22 protein-coding genes are annotated in these 19,308 nt (G+C 40.8%); 6 read left to right on the top strand and 16 right to left on the bottom strand.

All coding sequences use genetic code 11. The annotated features are described in order from the left end of the window. Positions 1-109 precede the first annotated feature (109 nt). The 4 genes from CF596_RS07625 to CF596_RS07610 form a co-directional block, all read right to left on the bottom strand. Positions 110-1,459 (bottom strand): ATP-binding protein, encoded by a 1,350-nt coding sequence (locus tag CF596_RS07625; RefSeq protein ID WP_096901849.1) that lies wholly within the window; start codon positions 1,457-1,459, stop codon positions 110-112. Between the two features lie 17 nt (positions 1,460-1,476). Next, on the bottom strand, positions 1,477-2,139 hold the full coding sequence (locus tag CF596_RS07620; protein ID WP_096901847.1) for a response regulator transcription factor: 663 nt from the start codon (positions 2,137-2,139) through the stop codon (positions 1,477-1,479). Between the two features lie 131 nt (positions 2,140-2,270). Then, positions 2,271-2,627, bottom strand: a complete 357-nt coding sequence (locus tag CF596_RS07615; RefSeq protein WP_096901845.1) for a NirD/YgiW/YdeI family stress tolerance protein — start codon at positions 2,625-2,627, stop codon at positions 2,271-2,273. A 111-nt stretch (positions 2,628-2,738) separates the two neighbouring features. Continuing rightward, positions 2,739-4,496 carry a GspE/PulE family protein gene (locus CF596_RS07610; protein ID WP_004972956.1) on the bottom strand — a complete coding sequence of 586 codons (1,758 nt, stop codon included), beginning with the start codon at positions 4,494-4,496 and terminating at the stop codon, positions 2,739-2,741. A gap of 248 nt (positions 4,497-4,744) precedes the next feature. Here CF596_RS07610 and CF596_RS07605 point away from each other — a divergent pair, with 248 nt between their 5' ends. After that, positions 4,745-5,947, top strand: a complete 1,203-nt coding sequence (locus CF596_RS07605) for a DUF4010 domain-containing protein (RefSeq protein ID WP_096901885.1) — start codon at positions 4,745-4,747, stop codon at positions 5,945-5,947. On the opposite strand, the gene tsaA is transcribed toward CF596_RS07605, so the two are convergent. Beyond that, a complete protein-coding gene (tsaA, locus tag CF596_RS07600; RefSeq protein WP_035310989.1) occupies positions 5,944-6,699 on the bottom strand; it encodes a tRNA (N6-threonylcarbamoyladenosine(37)-N6)-methyltransferase TrmO in 756 nt (251 codons plus the stop codon). The genes CF596_RS07605 and tsaA overlap by 4 nt on opposite strands. 102 nt (positions 6,700-6,801) lie before the next feature. Here tsaA and CF596_RS07595 point away from each other — a divergent pair, with 102 nt between their 5' ends. Beyond that, complete coding sequence (locus CF596_RS07595; protein WP_004972950.1) at positions 6,802-7,581, top strand: ferredoxin--NADP reductase; 780 nt, start codon at positions 6,802-6,804, stop codon at positions 7,579-7,581. A 59-nt stretch (positions 7,582-7,640) separates the two neighbouring features. Here the strand turns inward: CF596_RS07595 and CF596_RS07590 are convergent, their stop codons facing one another. From CF596_RS07590 to CF596_RS07580, 3 genes are all read right to left on the bottom strand, one after another. After that, entirely contained in the window at positions 7,641-7,826 is a 186-nt protein-coding gene (locus CF596_RS07590) for a hypothetical protein (RefSeq protein WP_004972947.1), read from the bottom strand. A gap of 20 nt (positions 7,827-7,846) precedes the next feature. After that, a complete protein-coding gene (locus tag CF596_RS07585; RefSeq protein WP_004972946.1) occupies positions 7,847-8,101 on the bottom strand; it encodes a hypothetical protein in 255 nt (84 codons plus the stop codon). Positions 8,102-8,327: 226 nt separating this feature from the next. Next, the gene (locus CF596_RS07580; RefSeq protein ID WP_096901843.1) at positions 8,328-8,948 is read right to left on the bottom strand and encodes a cation transporter; all 621 of its coding nucleotides are present in this window, start codon (positions 8,946-8,948) and stop codon (positions 8,328-8,330) included. Between the two features lie 75 nt (positions 8,949-9,023). Here CF596_RS07580 and cadR point away from each other — a divergent pair, with 75 nt between their 5' ends. Beyond that, on the top strand, positions 9,024-9,425 hold the full coding sequence (cadR, locus tag CF596_RS07575) for a Cd(II)/Pb(II)-responsive transcriptional regulator (protein WP_004972941.1): 402 nt from the start codon (positions 9,024-9,026) through the stop codon (positions 9,423-9,425). A gap of 49 nt (positions 9,426-9,474) precedes the next feature. Here the strand turns inward: cadR and arsH are convergent, their stop codons facing one another. The 3 genes from arsH to CF596_RS07560 form a co-directional block, all read right to left on the bottom strand. Then, the gene (gene arsH, locus CF596_RS07570; RefSeq protein WP_004972939.1) at positions 9,475-10,179 is read right to left on the bottom strand and encodes an arsenical resistance protein ArsH; all 705 of its coding nucleotides are present in this window, start codon (positions 10,177-10,179) and stop codon (positions 9,475-9,477) included. Between the two features lie 72 nt (positions 10,180-10,251). Beyond that, complete coding sequence (arsB, locus tag CF596_RS07565; protein ID WP_004972938.1) at positions 10,252-11,310, bottom strand: ACR3 family arsenite efflux transporter; 1,059 nt, start codon at positions 11,308-11,310, stop codon at positions 10,252-10,254. A 4-nt stretch (positions 11,311-11,314) separates the two neighbouring features. Continuing rightward, a complete protein-coding gene (locus tag CF596_RS07560) occupies positions 11,315-11,632 on the bottom strand; it encodes a metalloregulator ArsR/SmtB family transcription factor (RefSeq protein WP_004972936.1) in 318 nt (105 codons plus the stop codon). Positions 11,633-11,730: 98 nt separating this feature from the next. Here CF596_RS07560 and arsC point away from each other — a divergent pair, with 98 nt between their 5' ends. The 3 genes from arsC (at position 11,731) to CF596_RS07545 (ending at position 14,063) form a co-directional block, all read left to right on the top strand. Then, positions 11,731-12,159 (top strand): arsenate reductase (glutaredoxin), encoded by a 429-nt coding sequence (gene arsC / locus CF596_RS07555; protein ID WP_004972934.1) that lies wholly within the window; start codon positions 11,731-11,733, stop codon positions 12,157-12,159. Positions 12,160-12,383: 224 nt separating this feature from the next. Next, a complete protein-coding gene (gene yegQ, locus CF596_RS07550) occupies positions 12,384-13,766 on the top strand; it encodes a tRNA 5-hydroxyuridine modification protein YegQ (RefSeq protein WP_096901841.1) in 1,383 nt (460 codons plus the stop codon). Between the two features lie 27 nt (positions 13,767-13,793). Beyond that, entirely contained in the window at positions 13,794-14,063 is a 270-nt protein-coding gene (locus CF596_RS07545) for a YfhL family 4Fe-4S dicluster ferredoxin (RefSeq protein ID WP_004972931.1), read from the top strand. A 236-nt stretch (positions 14,064-14,299) separates the two neighbouring features. On the opposite strand, the gene ahpF is transcribed toward CF596_RS07545, so the two are convergent. From ahpF to CF596_RS07520, 5 genes are all read right to left on the bottom strand, one after another. Continuing rightward, positions 14,300-15,865 carry an alkyl hydroperoxide reductase subunit F gene (ahpF, locus tag CF596_RS07540; RefSeq protein ID WP_096901839.1) on the bottom strand — a complete coding sequence of 522 codons (1,566 nt, stop codon included), beginning with the start codon at positions 15,863-15,865 and terminating at the stop codon, positions 14,300-14,302. Between the two features lie 216 nt (positions 15,866-16,081). Next, positions 16,082-16,999: a hypothetical protein gene (locus CF596_RS07535; protein WP_096901837.1), complete on the bottom strand. Its 918-nt coding sequence runs from the start codon at positions 16,997-16,999 to the stop codon at positions 16,082-16,084. A gap of 56 nt (positions 17,000-17,055) precedes the next feature. Continuing rightward, entirely contained in the window at positions 17,056-18,183 is a 1,128-nt protein-coding gene (locus CF596_RS07530; protein ID WP_096901834.1) for a toxic anion resistance protein, read from the bottom strand. A 30-nt stretch (positions 18,184-18,213) separates the two neighbouring features. Further along, complete coding sequence (locus CF596_RS07525) at positions 18,214-19,005, bottom strand: hypothetical protein (protein WP_004972923.1); 792 nt, start codon at positions 19,003-19,005, stop codon at positions 18,214-18,216. Positions 19,006-19,177: 172 nt separating this feature from the next. Further along, positions 19,178-19,308, bottom strand: a 131-nt coding sequence (locus tag CF596_RS07520; RefSeq protein WP_143228677.1) for a zinc ribbon domain-containing protein, incomplete at its 5' end; no start/stop codon positions are given.

Below are 19,308 nucleotides of genomic sequence, written 5' to 3'. Positions count from 1 at the left end.
AAAATAATCAACACAATAATAAACGTGGAAACAGCAGTATGAATCAGCGCATACTGCTTTTAAGTTCTGACTTGTTTAATTTTAACTTGCTTCCTAAAACCAATCATATTTACAACTGGGCTTTAGGCAACAAAATACGCACTTTTAAACCACCTTGTTCAGCACGTGAAAATTCAATTTTTCCTGCATGCAACTCTATAATTTTCTTACAAATCGACAGTCCTAAACCAGAACCTTGAGTTTTACTGCCTAAAGCACGGTAAAAGCGTTCGCCCAAACGTGCCAAAACGTCATCAGTCACTGCATGACCATTGTCGGCGATGCAAATTTCCTGCATCAATTCATGCGGTTTCGCTTCAATCCAAATACGTCCTTGAGGTGCTGCATAACGCACTGCGTTGTCAATCAAGTTGCGCAGGCAGCTAAATAGCAATTCAGGATTGCCTTGCACTTGTATCGGTTGAATATCTGACTGAATCTGAATGGCTTTTTCCTGAATAAACGGCGTCAGACTTTGTAAAACTTCCTGCACCAAGTCTGCTATAGATACCGCACTTTTATTTAACGATGCCGCATCTGTCGGGTCTAAACGTGCCAATAACAGCAAATTTTCCAATACTTGTGTACCACGACTGACATCACGCTGAATTTGCTCTAAATCTTGTGCCAACTCAGGTTGTTGTTGGTATTTACGTTTTAGCACCTGCAAACGCAATTGAATGGCAGATAAAGGAGAGCGTAACTCATGCGAAGCATCTGCTGTAAATCGCTGTTCTGCAATTAAAGACTGCTCTACTCGCCCCAACAATTTATTCAATTGCTGCAGCATGGGTTGCAGTTCTTTCAATTCAGGTTGTGTGGGGATAATTGGCGTCAAATCATGTTGATTTTTTTCTGCAATTTGTTGGGAGAGTTGCTGAATCCGCTTAAATTGACGACCAATCATAAAATGCACAATTGCCCATTGCAGCAACCACAACAGCAATAAAATAGCGGCATAGCCCAAACTGGTTGCAGCAATTTCCTTAAAGCGATATTTAAGCGGCTGCACGACAATCACATGCAAGCCATCTTCCTCTGCCACATAGCTGCGCCAAATTTGCCCATCTTGCCAGTGAAATGAAAAACCATGCTCAGATGCCACGGCAAGCTGAGGCAAGTGAAGCGGAGGTATGTCTTGTTCATCTTCAGAGGTGGTCAGAATCAGATCATCCAAACCCAATTGATAGGCAATATGAAATTGCTCGCTCAACTCATCGACCTGATTGCCTGCATGGTCACGCAAGTCTGCTCGCAGCAACATATCGGCTATTTCATCCATAATCTCGTCATGGACTTGCATGGTTTGGTAACTGGCAACCGCCAATAATAAAATCAGGGCGAGTCCACCCGCCAAGACCGAGCTTAAAACGGAGCTTTTAACCAGTTTGGATTGTAAAGAAATGACCTGTTTAGACATGCGGAGATCAAACTGAATTAGTTATCTTGCTGCATACGATAGCCTAAACCTCGTATGGTTTTAATGCGGCTACTGCCAATTTTTTTGCGTAATTGATAAATAAATACTTCAATCGCATTACTTTCAATTTCATCGCCCCATGCATATAAAGACTCTTCGAGCTGTTCACGAGTCACCACATGCTGCGGGTTTTGCATCAGTTTATGTAAAATCTGGAATTCCTTAGCCGTTAAATTGACCTGTTGATCATCCACTTTCACTTGTTTGCTTTGCGTGTCTAAAACCAAGTTGGCAAATTCAAGCTGCTGTGTCGGATGACTTTGCGCATTGCGTAACTGACTGCGTACCCGCGCCGAGAGTTCTTCAAGGCTAAACGGTTTAACCAAATAATCATTGGCGCCCAAATCAAGTCCCTGTACCCGATCTTGAATACTATCGCGCGCAGTAATGAAAATAACAGGAGTATCCTGTTGCTGCTGTCGTAAAGCGTGCAGAATTTCATCACCGCTATTTTTAGGCAACCCACGGTCTAACAACACACAATCATAATGATGCTGCTGAATGGCTAAAATGGCGTGATCGCCACGCTCGACCCAATCGACATTATAACCATCCATTTCCAGCCAGGTTTTAATACTTTCTGCTTGTGATACATCATCTTCAGCCAAGAGTAGTCGCATGCCATCCTCTGTTATTTTTGATGTACTTCAATTAAGAATCTAAGAATTATAAAACCACATCCCTCCTGTGAGGTATGTGGTTTTTCAGTGATGAATGCTGCTTGAAGTAAATCATGCGCACGCATTGCATGTTAGAAACGAACCTGATCGACATCTATTTCAATACGTTTTGCAGGCTTGTGATCAATATCCACTTCACCAATTAAGGTAACAGGCGTTTTGGCAGAAACGGCTTTGCCATTCCATAAGTCATCATCAATATCGACCGTAATAGTGCCTGTGTTATCACGGAACTGATATTTTTCATCACCAATAGATTTCACCACATAACCTTTTAACTGCACTTTGCTGTCATCTTTCAGGCTTAAAGCTTGTTTTACAGTTACATTTTGATGTAGTGCTTGGGTGTTAATGCTGTCGTTTGCCATGGTGATTGAAGCCATTGCCATTAAACCTGCCATCAACATTGCTTTCATTGTAAATTTCATTGCTTCACCTTTTTGTGTTGCTCATTTCGTTATGGTGATTAAAACAAAGCAAGATGAGCTGAATCTTAAGATTTCCATTTTTTAAAATTCATCGTAAAAAGTTTGAATCTGCTAATTTAATGGCACGACTCGCAACACTTCCTCTAAAGTGGTCATGCCTTCTAAAACTTTGCGTGCGCCTGCAATACGCAACGGTTCAATGCCCTCTTTTTTAGCTTGCTGACGTAATTCATTTAAATTGGCATTGGCACTGATGAGCTGTTTGGTGTCTAAACTTAAAGGCATAAACTCATAAATTCCGACCCGACCTTTATAGCCCGTTTGACGACATTCATCGCATCCGACAGGTTTAAACACTTGTGCAGGCATTTCCATAATGTAGTCAAAGGTCAAATGTTCCCAGTCTTTTTCATTTATTGAGCCTTCCTGCTTACAATGCGGACATAGCTTACGCACCAAACGCTGTGCCAAAACGCCTAAAATTGTGGCAGCAGTCAAAAATGGCTGCACGCCCAAATCATGCAAACGAGTCAAACTTGACGGCGCATCATTAGTATGCAGTGTCGATAAAACTAAATGCCCCGTCAGTGCCGCTTGAATCGCCATATTTGCGGTATCCTGATCTCGAATTTCTCCGACCATAATAATGTCAGGGTCTTGACGCATTAAGGCACGCACACCATCGGCAAAACCTAAATCAATTGCAGTATTCACCTGCATTTGGTTAAAACTCGGTTCTAACATTTCAATCGGGTCTTCAATGGTGCAGACATTGACTTCATCGGTAGCCAATTGCTTTAGCGATGAATACAGCGTGGTGGTTTTACCCGAACCTGTAGGGCCTGTAACCAAAATAATGCCGTGACTATGTGCAGTCAGGGCATGCCATTCATTCAACAAACGACTATCAAAACCCAATTGCTGAAAACTGCGTACCAATACTTCTGGGTCAAAAATACGCATCACCAGTTTTTCGCCAAACGCCGTTGGTAAGGTCGATAAACGCAGTTCAGTTTCTTGTCCTTTTGGAGTTCGGGTTTTTAAACGTCCATCTTGCGGTTTACGTTTTTCGGCTACATTCATACGCCCTAAAATTTTAATCCGTGAGATGACTGCGGTAAGCGTATTGGCAGGCATGTTATAGATGGTGTGCAACACGCCATCAATACGAAAACGTACTTTGCCTGTGTCTTTACGTGGTTCGAGGTGAATATCACTTGCGCCTTGTTCAAAGGCAAATTGCAGCACCCAATCCACCAACTTCACAATATGTTGATCATTGGCATCTGGGTTTTGGGTATCGCCCAATTGCAATAAAGCCTCGACCCCTTTATTTTCACGGTCATGTGCAGAAGATTTTTGTGATGAGTGTACTGCGCGACTCACTTGGTAATATTCGATCAAATAACGCTGTAATTGATCTGGGCTGAGTAAAACTCGCTGAATTTTTTTGGGCAATAAACTATGTTCTAAGTTGGCAACCCATTCTTTTTTATAAGGTTGATCTGTCGCAATTAACACCGCATCTGCAGTCACTTCCACCGCTAAAATACGGTTACGCAGTGCAAATTCCTGCGACATCACAGCTGTTAAAGCAGCAACATCGGCTTTTAACGGATCAATAATATAGAATGGCAAGCCTGATTTATCAGCCAGCCATTGGCATAAACGGTTTAAAGTTAAAGTGGTTTGGGGATGACTTTGATCGACCAAATTAAAGTTGGCAATCCATTGTAACGGATGCCATTTTAATTGATCACGTTGACGATGCGTGGTTTGTACCAAAGCCTGATCACGTTCGGTAATTTTACCATCTTTGACTAATTGTTCTAAGCACCAAGTACTGTCTATTTCAAAATTAAAATTCATTGTTATATGCCCCAAAATCTGGGTTTACTATAGCAGAGTTTGCTTTCAGGGCTAAATGACTTCTTTAATACAGTAATCTTGTATGGTTCGATTAAGCCATAATTTTAGAGTGAAAATAGATTCATAAATGGCGATAAACACAATTCAAATATATGATGTTTAAAATAACACCTTGTATTTGGAATGTTGCTGTGGATTTTCTGACTCCTCCATCTTTGGTTACAACCAATTTTCCCGAACTGCTCACCATGTTTGCAGCAGCACTCGGCTGTGGCTTACTGATTGGATTAGAGCGCGAACGCAGTAAAAAAAATGGACAACATCATCATTTTGCAGGCGTACGCACCTTTGGAATTTGCGCATTATTAGGTGCAATTTGCTTCTTATTGGGCATGAGCATTGCCATTGTAGGCGCACTGATTGTTGGCGGAATAGGCTTATATTCCCTCAAAAATCAAGCGGAAGATGACCCAGGTGCAACCACAGAACTGGCCTTCGTCATGACCTATTTTATTGGTGCCTTGTGTTTATGGAATATTCCATTGGCAGCAGGTTTATCGGTCATTTTGACAGGTTTACTCATGACCAAGCACACCATGCATGGCATTGTCAGTCAGTGGATTACCGAAGCTGAACTACGTGATGGCTTGTTTTTACTGGCTTTGGTGTTAATTGCCTTGCCACTGACGCCTAATACTGCACTATGGGGCAATGTGCTTAATCCTTATGTGATTTTAAAATTATTGATTTTAATTCTAAGTGTGCAGGCTTTGGCGCATATCGCCAAGCGTTTACTCTCAAGCAGCAACGCCCTCATATTATCTGCAATTGCTTCAGGTTTTGTATCAAGCACCGCAACCATTGCCAGTTTAGGCATGGAAGTACGCGCAGGTCGTGGCGACGCACGTGCCAATGCAGGTGCAGCGCTGATGTCTTGCGTGGCAACTTTAGCGCAAATGTTGATTATTGTGGCGGGTGTCAATCTGATTTGGTTTAAGTTATTAATTATTCCAAGTTTGGTCGGAATCGCGATTTTGGTTGTAGCGGGTGTCTGGTTGCTCAAAAAACATAAAAGTACGGCAACGGCAAAGCCAGAAACCGATACCCGTATGTTTAGCCTTAAAGAAGCCGCAATTATTGTGGCGACATTGACCGCAATTCAAGCGATGGTATACGGCTTGGAACAAACCCTTGGGGATGCAGGTTTAATCATTGGTACCCTGCTCGCCTCGTTATTTGAGGTTCATGCCGCAATTGCAACCGTGGTGATGCAAGGTCCACCGAGCCAGCAGGTACTTTTGTATGCCTTAATTTTAGGTGTGGTGGCACATGCGATTGCCAAATGCGTCAATGCCGCGCTCATTGGTGGTTTGCGCTTTGCACTGTATTTCGCCCCTGCCCAAATTCTGCACATGCTGGCGTTGGTGGCTATTTTATATATGCTGGTTTAATCGACAGCGATTAAAACAATTTTTAGGATATGTACTGCGTGCTGATCAACACGGAAACTGACATCAAAATCTGCAAAATTCATGGTGTAAATTCGTTCAGCATCATCCTGATATGCAGGTCGTGGATCTAAAGACAAGACCTGTTCCAATTCCTGCACAATTTGTGGTTGCAATACGCCTGAGCCGAGTAACTGATTTTTTTGCGCTTCTGCTGTGTCCATCCATAGCACTGTTTTTCTTATGGGTTCATCTTGCGCATAACCACTTTGTGCATCAGGCACAGCATCTGAATATTGGATATAAGGTTTAATATCCAAAATAGGCGTGCCATGCAGTAAATCTGCTCCTGTCACATAAACTCGCAGTGACTTACCCACTTTTTTGACCTGTTTAAATTGCACTACAGATAAACCAATGGGTGCAGGTCGATACATGCTGCGCGTCGCAAACACACCTATTTTTTGATTACCACCCAAACGTGGCGGACGCACTTGTGCACGAAAACAGGGGTTTTGCTGTTTCTGTACGGTTGGATGAGCATCGGTTTGGTTTTTATTGTCGTGAAATTGCCAGATTAACCATAAATGACTAAACGCTTCGATCCCTTCAAATGCCAACACATCGTTATAAGGCGCCTGCATTTCAATATACGATTCGACTTGTACCAGATTCGGTTGACGAGGAATACCAAATTTTTCTCGGTAGGGAGAGTGCATAAATCCGATTATTGGCATTTTTAGATCAGTCTTCATCACTTTTTCTGATAAGCTCAATTAAATATATTCAGTTTATAGAGAATGATTTTAGATTAGAATAGCAAGCTGTTCTAATTTGATAATTTATTGAGACCTTTAATGGCTGCTTTCAACGTCGAAAAGATTACTCACGTACACCACTGGAATGACACTTTATTCAGTTTTAAAACGACTCGCGATACCGCACTACGTTTTAAAAACGGTCAATTTGTGATGATTGGTCTGGAAGTAAATGGCAAGCCTTTAATGCGCGCTTACTCGATTGCCAGTGCTAACTATGAAGAAGAGCTAGAATTCTTCTCAATTAAAGTACCTGATGGCCCTTTAACGTCTATTTTACAAAAAGTAAAAGTGGGCGATGAATTGCTGGTTTCTAAAAAACCTACAGGCACTTTGGTACTGGATGATTTAAATCCTGGTAAAAACCTATACTTACTTTCTTCAGGTACAGGTCTAGCTCCATTTTTGGCAACCATCCGCGACCCTGAAACTTATGAACGCTTTGAAAAAGTGATTGTGGTTCACGGTACACGTTTCATTTCTGAATTGGCTTATCAAGATTTAATTCTAAATGAATTACCAAATCACGAGTTTTTCCAAGAACTTGGTATTCGTGAAAAACTGGTATATTACCCAACCGTTACACGTGAAGAATATCCAAACCAAGGACGTGTGACCACGGCAATTGAATCGGGTGAAATCTTTGAAAAAATTGGTTTACCACGTTTTAACCCTGAAACTGACCGTGCCATGTTATGTGGTAGCCCTGCATTCTTAAAAGATGTTGCAGCATTACTTGACCAACATGGTTTAAAAGAATCACCACGTATGGGTGAATTGGGCGATTACGTGATTGAACGTGCTTTCGTTGAAAAATAAAAGCTGTTGAATCTAAAAAAACCGAGCTAAATAGCTCGGTTTTTTGTCATTAGCATCAATTAACGTACACTGCGACCTTCTTGGTTAGCACGTCCTTCACAGTGTGCACCACCACCAATTACAAACCCACGCTCTGCCTGACATGAACCAATCATACGACCACTCGAATCATAAGTTGTCACTTTTGAAGCACAACCTGTCATCAAAATAGCCGCTGTTAATGCGATTAAACTAGAAATTTTCATTGTATTACCCCTCTAAAAAATTAGTCTTGTTGCAGTGAAATCTGCGAATTATTTGGTATGGTTGGCAATAAACCCGTGCGCTCATCTACTTTAGAATAGTTAATGCCTTGTATGTTGGCACCACCATAACACACAGCTTTAGCCCCCAAAATAAAGCCCTGTGTAGCGACACATGAACCAATCACTTGCCCTGCAGTATCATAAGTCACTACTTTAGAACTACAGCCAGCCAAAGCAATCAGGCTTGCTATAGAAAATAATTTAATTAGTTTCATTTAACCCTCAATTTAAAAAAAATTAAATATTATTCATCGTGTAAATTATTTTTAAATACATCAATTTATTTTTAATTTTAGTTATATATTATTTTTTGTAAATAACAATTTGGAATAACTTATCGTTATTTTTACTTCAAATTTTAAAATTATTGCGACTACAAAAAATTAAAAGCACTCCATCTAAATCACTCAAATCAGATGGAGTGCTTTTTACGTTTATTCTTTATTCTGGTACATTCATTCTTCGTTCAGCCAAAGCTTGCTGAATCACATGATACCCCGCTGTTAAGCCCAAACTCGCCATAATCACGGCTACCACAAGATCTGGAATCAAACTACCCGTACCAAATACACCCACTGCCGCCAAAATAACTGCGAAATTACCAATCGCATCATTACGGCTACATAACCACACCGATTTCATATTCGAATCACCATCTCGAAATGCATATAAAATCAATGCAGTAACCACATTGGCTAATAAGGCGATGATCCCAATAATACCCATGGTTATGGCTTCAGGTGGAATACCCTGTATATAGGCATAGATAACCTTGCCCATCACCACCACACCAAACAAGGCCATCGTGATGCCTTTGACCAAAGCCACAGTAGCACGCCAATACAAACTTGCACTTAACACCGCAAGTGAAATCCCGTAATTGACAGCATCTCCAAAGAAATCCAGTGAATCTGCCCATAGGGATGATGAATGGGCATAGGCACCACCTATCAACTCGATAAAAAACATGCTGAGATTGATCACCAATGCAATCCATAACGCGGTTCTAAATTTACTATTCGGTTTGATTGGCGCAGGTTCATGACTACACGTACATGCCATAGACACACCTTCTTTCAAAATGAAACTGTTTCGATTATGCTCATTTAAAACTATAGACTTAGTCCAAGGTCAAGTATGGCACAATATTTAATTCATGAATTAGCTAAAAAAGTTGGAGTCAGCACAGATACAATTCGTTTTTATGAAAAGAAACACTTACTCACCCCAAGCTTTCGTGCCGAAAATAATTATCGCTATTACAACGATGAGGCACTCAAGCGTTTGATTTTTATTAAGCGTTGCCGTGCTTTAGATATGAACTTAAAAGAAATTGAAGCCTTAATTGAATTAGAAAAACAGCCGAAACAAAACTGCTGCGCTGTGAATGAATTGATTGATGAACATTTAAGGCATGTAGAAGATAAAATTGCCGAGTTGCAGCATTTTCAGCTACAACTTCAGCAACTTAGACAAGCCTGCACCACGCAAACAACCATTGATGATTGTCAGATTTTAAAGCGACTTGAAGCCGAATAATCGCTCTCTAAGCCTTTTGTAATGCAGTATTTACGTATCTAAAATTGGATTATAAACACTTCTGATTAACACGCTTCGATAGCTGCTCGGCAGTTTCCACACGTTCAGAATAACGATCTACCAAATATGCTGCTTGCCCGCGAGTCAGCAAAGTAAATTTATATAACTCTTCCATCACATCGACAATACGGTCGTAATAGCTAGACGCTTTCATGCGGCCATCTTCCTCAAACTCTAAAAAGGCTTTAGGAATAGAAGACTGATTGGGAATGGTGATCATCCGCATCCAACGTCCTAAAATACGCAATTGATTGACGCTGTTAAATGACTGCGACCCGCCACACACTTGCATTAAAGCAAGCGTTTTACCTTGTGTGGCACGAATTGCGCCCGCGGCAAGCGGAATCCAGTCAATTTGTGCTTTGAAAATCGAACTCATTGAACCATGACGTTCTGGGCTACACCAAACCATACCTTCTGCCCACGCCAACAATTCATGCAGCTCTTGAACTTTGGGATGTGAAGCATCGCCATCTTCAGGTAAAGGCAAACCTTTGGGATGGAAAATTTTTACCTCAGCGCCAAAGTGCTCCAAAATTCTGCCCGCTTCCTGTACCGCCAAACGACTATAAGAACGCTCACGGTTTGAACCGTACATCAATAAAATACGTGGCGGATGGTTCAACGGCTTTGCCTGCACCTGTTCAAAACTTGGTGTAGGCAATAAATCTAAATCAATATTGGGTAATACCATGCTGCATACTCTTAAAACTAAAATGGGCAACGCATGCCCATGTTTTTATCTTAAACCTCAAAATGAAGAAAATTACTTTGAACTGACAATCGACTCATTTTGATAAAACTTTTTACGCAGCCATAAAGACACACTCACCAAAGCAATCAACACAGGCACTTCAACCAAAGGGCCAATAATCGTGGTAAATGCAACGGGAGAAGCCAAGCCAAACGTTGCAATGGCAACAGCAAGTGCTAATTCAAAATTATTCCCTGCTGCGGTAAAGGAAATGGCGGTCGTCCGTGGATAATCATTGCCCATCCATTTGCTCATAAAGAAGCTAATAAAGAACATGGCAACGAAGTAAATAATCAATGGAATGGAAATGCGTAAAACATCCATCGGCAAGCTCAGTACTTCTGCGCCTTTTAGTGCGAACATCGCCACAATGGTAAATAGCAATGCCAACAGACTAAATGGGCTAATTTTGGGTAAAAAAGACGTTTGATACCAATCTAAGCCTTTGCTTTTCACTAAAATCAAGCGTGTTAAAAAGCCCATCAAAAAAGGAATACCCAAATAGATTAAAACAGCTTGGGTGATTGTCCAAAAACCAACATCAATCACTTGTCCTGCCACGCCAAAATACGGCGGCAAGAAACTCAGAAACAGCCATGCATAAGTACTAAAGAATACAATCTGAAAAATACTGTTAAACGCAACTAATGCAGCCACGTATTGGTTATCACCACAAGCCAAGTTGTTCCAGACCAAGACCATCGCGATACAGCGTGCCAGACCAATTAAAATCAAACCTGTCATATATTCAGGATAGTTTTGCAAGAAAATAATCGCCAAAGCGAACATCAAACACGGAGCAATCAACCAGTTTTGTACCAAAGACAACAACAAGGTTCGGCGGTCTTTAAACACTTCTGGCAAAGCTGCGTAATCGACTTTTGCCAATGGTGGATACATCATCAAAATCAAACCAATCGCAATGGGAAGATTGACTGTTCCCACACTCATTTGATCTAAGCTTGCCGATACTGCAGGAAATACCACGCCAATCGCAACACCTAGCCCCATGGCAATAAAAATCCATAAGGTCAGATTACGATCTAAAAAAGAAAGTTTGGACTGTGCCATGTGCTTACTCGCAATGTGTTGCAATTGTAGGGTTGATGTGCGTCATCGGGCTGACATCTTGCTGCGCGATAATATTTAAAACAGCAAACGCCCATTCGGGTAAATCTGGGTTCAAACGGTAATACACCCACTGCCCCTGACGTTGATCTAGCAAAATAGATAAATTCCGTAACAACGCCAAATGACGTGATATTTTCGGTTGATTTAACTGCAATTGTTCTGTCAATTCGCATACACAAATATTGTGTTGAGCCATCACCAATTTCAGAATGTCCAGTCGGGTTGGGTCTGACAAACATTTAAAAAAATCAGTTTGATTCATTTTTTATCTGCACTTCAATATTAACTATTGCGAATATACGCATATCCATATATAAATGCAATATTGAAATTTTATCGACCTAAAACGAGTCACTACGCATGAGCAACACCATCAAAATTTTTCATAACCCTGCCTGTGGAACGTCACGCAATACTTTAGAATTAATTCGTAATACAGGACAAGAACCTGAAATTATTGAATATTTAAAAACCCCACCTACACAAGCTGAACTTACTAGCATGATTCAACAAGCAGGTTTAAGCGTGCGCGATGCAATCCGCAAAAATGTAGAACCATACGAACAGTTGCAACTTGAAGGTAGCTCACACAGCGATGCGGAATTAATTGCATTGATGGTCGAGCATCCGATTTTAATTAATCGTCCATTTGTCGTGACCGAGTTAGGTGTGAAACTGTGCCGCCCTTCTGAACTGGTCTTAGACTTGCTCACTCAACCACAATTAAAAAGCTTCAGCAAAGAAGATGGTGAAGTGGTGATTGATAAACATGGGCAACGTGTACGTTAACACGCTTTCATCCATCAGAAATTGATTATAAGCAATCTGTCAAATTGGTATTGAAAGTCCCTTCTCGTGCGTTTTGTATAGCTCAGGATGAGGAACTTTCTATATCAAGATTAGCCCCAGCGTTTCAGCACAAGTTTTCTTCTGAATCCCGAGCTATTTACTAGGTTGAATCCTAAATTTAGATTCATACAATAAAGCCATATTTCTGCTATTGCTTTTTGATCATGACCATTTCCCACGTCACCGAACTTCTCTCTCCTGCTGGTTCTTTAAAAAACATGCGCTATGCCTTTGCTTATGGTGCAGATGCAGTCTATGCAGGTCAGCCGCGTTACAGTTTGCGCGTGCGTAATAACGAATTTGATCATGAAAACTTAGCAATTGGTATTCAAGAAGCACATGAAATAGGCAAAAAGTTTTATGTGGTGGTGAACATCCAACCGCATAACAGCAAACTCAAAAACTTTATTCGTGACCTAGAACCTGTGGTTGCCATGCAACCCGATGCGCTGATCATGTCTGACCCAGGTCTGATTATGATGGTGCGTGAAAATTTCCCCGACATGCCTGTACATTTATCGGTACAAGCCAATGCGGTGAACTGGGCAACGGTGAAATTCTGGCAAAATATGGGTTTAACCCGTGTCATTCTTTCGCGTGAATTGTCGATTGATGAAATTGAAGAAATTAAAAACAACGTGCCTGGCATGGAAATTGAAGTATTTGTGCATGGTGCGCTGTGCATGGCCTATTCAGGTCGTTGCATGCTTTCAGGCTATATGAATAAACGTGATGCCAACCAAGGCGCATGTACCAATGCCTGCCGTTGGGAATATAAAATTCACGATGCAAAAGAAGATGAAACAGGTGACGTAATTCCTGTCAAAAATCTTTCTGAAACTGCCGATGCAGATGAACAACACATGCAGGCACAGCATCAATTTAACGAGCCTGTGTTATTACAACGTAATGACGAAGATATGTTTGCTGCCGAAGAAGATGAACACGGCACTTATTTTATGAATTCTAAAGATTTACGCGCAGTGCAGCACGTTGACCGTTTAACTAAAATGGGCATCCATTCACTAAAAATTGAAGGTCGCACCAAATCTTATTTCTACTGCGCACGTACTGCACAAATTTACCGTAAAGCGATTGATGATGCGCTTGCAGGCAAACCATTTGACCCTGCATTAATGACTCAATTAGAAGGTCTAGCTAACCGTGGTTATACCGAAGGTTTCTTGCGTCGTCATGTGCACAGCGAATACCAAAACTACGAAACAGGTTCATCAAGTTTTGATCATCAGCAATTTTGTGGTGAAGTCTTAGAACGCAATGGTGACTACATTAAAATTGATGTAAAAAACCGTTTTGTAGTGGGCGATTCTTTAGAATTGATGACGCCACAAGGCAATATCTATTTCACTTTAACTGAAATTAAAGATAAAAAAGGCAATCTGATTGAAGATGCCAAAGGTTCAGGGCATATTGTAGAAATCCCTATACCTGCAGATGTCGATATGCGTTATGCCCTGCTGATTCGCAACTTACCAAATTCGACTGCAGATATTTCTGCCTCATCGTTGGCTTATCAAGCCAACTAAGTGGCAATAAACTAAGCGAGTATTGCGATGGCACTCCTGATTACCGACCAATGCATCAATTGCGATATGTGCTTACCCGAATGCCCGAATGAAGCAATTTATGAGGGTGAAAAGGTGTATGAAATTGATGTGGCGCGTTGCACAGAATGTGTTGGGTTTTATGACTATCAAACCTGCGTTTCAGTCTGCCCAATTGAATGTATTATTCCGCATCCTGAGCATGTCGAAACCAAAGAGCAGCTACAGGAAAAGTTTAATCAGTTGAATTTATTTGGACAAAATAATAAGGCTAATTAGACTGAAATGAATCTAACTGCTGTAAATCAAACTGGATGTTAAAAATAAAAAAAGAACTGAGTTGTTAGCCGACTCAGTTCTTAAAACCAAAAATAGAATAAATAAACTTTTAATACTATGCGATAACGCACTTTACTGAACATAGCGCCTGAGTATTGGGGAACTCAGGCGCTATCTTTTTAGCGAATACAATTTAAGGATGGTTAATCCGCGTATTCAGATGTATTCGTTCAGACTTATTGACCTGAACGGATGATGTAATCAAATGCTGAAAGTGATGCTTTCGCGCCTTCACCTGTTGCAATGATGATTTGCTTGTACGGTACAGTTGTACAGTCACCTGCCGCAAATACACCTTTTACATTGGTTTCATTGCGCTCATTTATCACAATCTCACCACGATTCGTCAGCTCTACTTTTGACTCTTTTAAGAAGTCCGTATTTGGTAATAAACCAATTTGTACGAAAATTCCTGCAAGTTCAACAGTATGCTCAACATCTGTCGCACGGTCTTTATATTTCAATGCAGTCACTTGTGCGCCATCACCAATCACCTCAGTCGATAATGCATTGGTAATTACAGTAGTATTTGGCAAGCTGTTCAATTTGTTTTGCAAGACTTGGTCTGCACGTAATTTAGTATCAAACTCTACCAAAGTCACATGCTCTACAATCCCTGCAAGGTCAATCGCTGCTTCTACACCTGAGTTACCACCACCAATCACTGCAACACGTTTGCCTTTAAACAACGGGCCATCACAGTGTGGGCAGTATGCCACGCCGCGGGTACGGTATTCTGCTTCACCAGGTACATTCATCTCTCTCCAACGTGCACCTGTAGACAAGATCACCGTTTTCGATTCAAGTGTTGCGCCATTTTCCAAAGTCACTTCGACCAAACCATTGGCAGTTTCATCAGCACCTTTAATGGCAGATACTTTTTGTAGATTCATAATATCGACATCGTATTCACGCACATGCGCTTCCATTTCTGCCGCAAACTTTGGACCTTGTGTTTTTTGGATAGAAGTGAAGTTTTCAATATCCATGGTATCCATCACCTGACCGCCCATCCGCTCAGCCACAATACCTGTACGAATACCTTTACGTGCTGCATAGATTGCAGATGTATTCCCTGCAGGGCCGCCACCAATTACCAAGACATCAAACGCCTCTTTGGCATTCAGTTTCGCTGCATCTTTGCTCGCAGAATCTGTATCTAATTTAGCTACAATTTCTTCCAAAGTCATACGACCTTGACCAATGTGGTTGCCATCTTGGAATACCATCGGCACAGCCATAATTTTGCGCTGCTCAACTTCTTCTTGGAAGAATGCACCATCAATCATGGTTGCTGTTGTGCCAGGGTTGTAAATCGCAATGAGGTTCAAAGCTTGTACTACATCTGGACAGTTGTGGCAGCTCAACGATACAAACACATCAAAGTGAGATGAAAGATTCAATTCTTTGATTTGCGTTAATACTTCATCCGATACTTTTGGTGCATAACCAGAAGTTTGCAATAAAGCCAAAATTAATGAAGTGAACTCGTGCCCCATTGGTAAACCTGCGAAGAATACGCGCGGTTGCTCACCTACTTTTGCAATCCCAAAACTTGGTGCACGTGCGTTGTTACCGTCAAAACGTGCAGTAACTTGTGGCGAAAGTGCTGCAATTTCTTCAACCAATTCTTTAATTTTGGCAGATTTATCAGAACCATCTAAAGTCGCGACAAGCTCGATTGGGCTTTCAAGACGTTCTAATAAAGTTTTAAGTTGTGTAGAAGTATTTTGGTCTAACATGGCTAACGTCTCCAAGGGAGTAAATTTATTTGTTGATGTCATCTTACGAAAAATAGTTACATAGGGGAAACGGTTTATTTTTATATTTATGATCGTTTTTTCAAATGATAGTGAGTTTCAAGCTTACTATTTCATTTAAAATACCTAAAGCTATTCAATTTAGACATTAACATAAAAACTGAATGTCTGCCTTAAGCAATTGAGCCTAATCATTTTTTATTCAAGTTGTTGTTGAATCCGCAGAATACGCTGCTGTAAATGTCGCGATAAAAACCAGAGTACCGCAGACAGTATTAACATAAGCGCCATAACCGCGAGATTCATATAATAAACCAGCGTATTTAATTGCTGTGCTTGCTGCACTTGCTTAAGTACGCTTTGCGCCATAGGCGTTAAAGCTTTGCCATAAACTTGCTGCTGCATCGTCCATAATTGTTCAGGTTTAAATCCATAATGTAAAAATTGCGGATCTTGCTGCTCTGCTTTGACCAAGGTCAACACTTGCGGAATGGCTGCATCTTTATCTGCGGGATGATGCATCAATGCCGTTTGCGCCAACAAATAGGCTTTAACAGGCGCTGCCATTTCTGCATTTTGTAAATAACGCGCCAATTCACTTTCTTGAATGTGCTTTTCATAATGCACAATTTTGGCATATACCTGCTGCGTATCATCTTGTCGGTCATGCTGAACATAACTCAATGCCGACCAAAGTAAAATAAAACTCAGCAACCAAGCTACAAATTTCAAGACAAAGGACTGAAAGCGAATATAAAAAAAACGAATTTTCTTGAGTAGATGAACTAGAACGAATGCACCAATAAATGACACCGACAGTTTTAAAATCAACCAACCCAACCAGTTCAACAAACTGAAAAAATAATCAGGTTGCTGCCCTAAATTTGCCAAAGTCGCATCGACACTTGCAGGCATGTGTAATTGCTGAACTTCAGTGCTTAAACCAAAGAAGCTATAAATCACATCTTGCTGAATAAAAAAGCCAATTGCCGATATAAGCACCACCGTCATAGACAGCACAGCCAAAAAACTGAGCTTTTTTTGACGCTGCTGTAATGCCACAACACCTGTTTTTAGCTGCTGTGGCTGAATGGCATATTCATCAAGTGGGGGCAAATCCGACTCCTTATCAGGTAAATTTCAGATTAAATGAAGTCATTGTCAAAATGCATTTATTGACCAGACTGTTGACTTGAACCAATCACCAATTGATTCAGATTCTCCTGTAAGGCTCGCAAACGCGTAGTCGCTTCTGCACGTTTTTGCATGCCTTCTTTTTGTACCTGGATCACATCGTTCACTGTTTTAATGAGGGTATTTTGTACGTGTTCAAGGGTTTCAATATCAATCACCGAACGCTGATTGGCTTTGGCAGTATCAACCGAGTTTTGATGCAATAAATCTGCATTACGGCGCAGCAATTCATTGGTGGCATCATCAATACTGTTGGCCAGTTGCACACTGTTTTTCTGCTCATTTAAAGAAATCGCCAAACTAATCTGGTTTTTCCACGCAGGTAAGGTAATGTTTTTAATCGCATAAAATTTATCGACCAACATTAAATTATTGGACTGGATAATCCGAATCATCGGCAAAGTTTGCATGGCAGATTGTTGCAACACCTGCAAATCACTCACCCGCTTTTCTAAATTATTAGCAAGATGATTGAGATCATAAATTTTTTGAGTCGTGGTCTGATCCTGCGGCTGCGCGGAAAATTCAGAAATTTGCTGCTGAATTTCCTGCTGTTTTAACTTACCTGCTGCAATATAAATCCCCAATTGTTTATATTCATCTTGCACACCATGAAACATTTTATTCAGTGTATCTACACGGTTTTTTAAACCATTTTGTGAGCTTTCAATTTCTGTGACCAGACTATCAATTTGCGCTTTGGTGCTGTTAAAGTTTTGATCAAAACTTTGTTTAGCGCCTTTTAACTTATTGAATAAACCACCCAAAAAGCCACTGCTTTTGTTTGGATTTAAAATACTGTTGGTATTTAACTGCTGTGCAACCTGCACCACCTGATTCAGCTTTTGCCCTGTGACATCCAAATCCTTATTTTGCACCAAACCTAAAAGCTCATCGGTATAACTTGACGTTTTAGTGGCGATATTTTTGCCATATTCTGCAACCGAATGATGGCTAAGATCGCTTAATTCTTTACGCGCAGCCAGCACCTCCTGAAAGTCATCAGGCTGTAAGCCAATTTCCTGCAAATTGAGTTGCTGAAATTGTTGCTGAGTCTGTTCATCACTCACTTGCACAGCGACGTTGCGTTGTTCAGAAGTTGTCATATTTCGCCTCTATCTAATCAAAACCATGCCTTATGATTGCGCAGGTTTTTCTAAGGATTTTCTTAATGTCTTAATTAAATGCTCACGACTTTGATCCAGCTTTTCTAGCTGACTGTGTGAGCCACTTTGCTGACTTTGTTTGACATGATATTGCCATGCAGGAATGAGTACCTGCTGCGCTTCTTTAAAGCGATCTAACAAACTAAAAGAGAGTTGCTGTGAAAGTTGCATTTGAGTAATCGCAATATCATTACTACTTTGCAAAGTCTTTAAACTATAAATTTTCTTGGCCAGTCGTTCGCTAAAATTATCCAAAGGATGCTGATTGCGCACAAATCGTGGATATTCCACTAAAAACTCATCGGCAGCTTGAATGTATTTCGCCATTTGCTCACGCAAACCAACCAACTGCTGAAAACGTGATTGTGATTTCTGAATTTCGATTTGCAGCTTTTGGCTTAAACGATCTGCTTGTCCTAATAAATGATCTAGGTTTTTATAATATTGCACTTGCCCCGCGCCATATTCCAAATCTATGCCTAGCCACTTTTGTAGTGCATTAAACTTACGTTGCTTTAACACTTTTTTAGATTTGCCAAGCGCCTGAATCAACTGCTCAATGGTCACACTCAATTGCTGAGTTAAATGTGGATCCACCCCATCCAATAAAACTGACTGCGCTTGAATCACCTGATCTGCATAATGATTTAGACGATATTGATCATTCAACAACGGAACTAAATCATTGCGTTGAATCGCCAAAAGCTCTGCACGATCCACCGTAATCTCTTGCAAAGGCAGTAACACTTCAAACTGAGCCATAGACCATCACAACCCTCTTTACATGATTTTATAGTACGTGTTTTTCGGCTAAGGTCATGTAATATTTTGCAATTTTTTATTTCGATCTGCTTAAATGCTTTTTTATAGATTCGCATAACATCAGTCACAAGATGCCTGATTCAAAACACCAGTGCTTGACATCCTCACCCCCTTAAAAGAGGGTGATTCCTACAGCTAGACGCTTATGCCCAAGCGCAAGAATGTTTAGAGCTGAGTTTATATCTCGATCATGAGCTGTACCACAGCTCATGCACTCCCATTCTCTTATTCCAAGATCTGTCC

This window comes from Acinetobacter sp. YT-02, from assembly GCF_002412355.1.
GTDB lineage: Bacteria > Pseudomonadota > Gammaproteobacteria > Pseudomonadales > Moraxellaceae > Acinetobacter > Acinetobacter towneri.
Note: the sequence above shows the minus strand (reverse complement) of the source record. Positions and strands in the feature narration are given on the sequence as shown.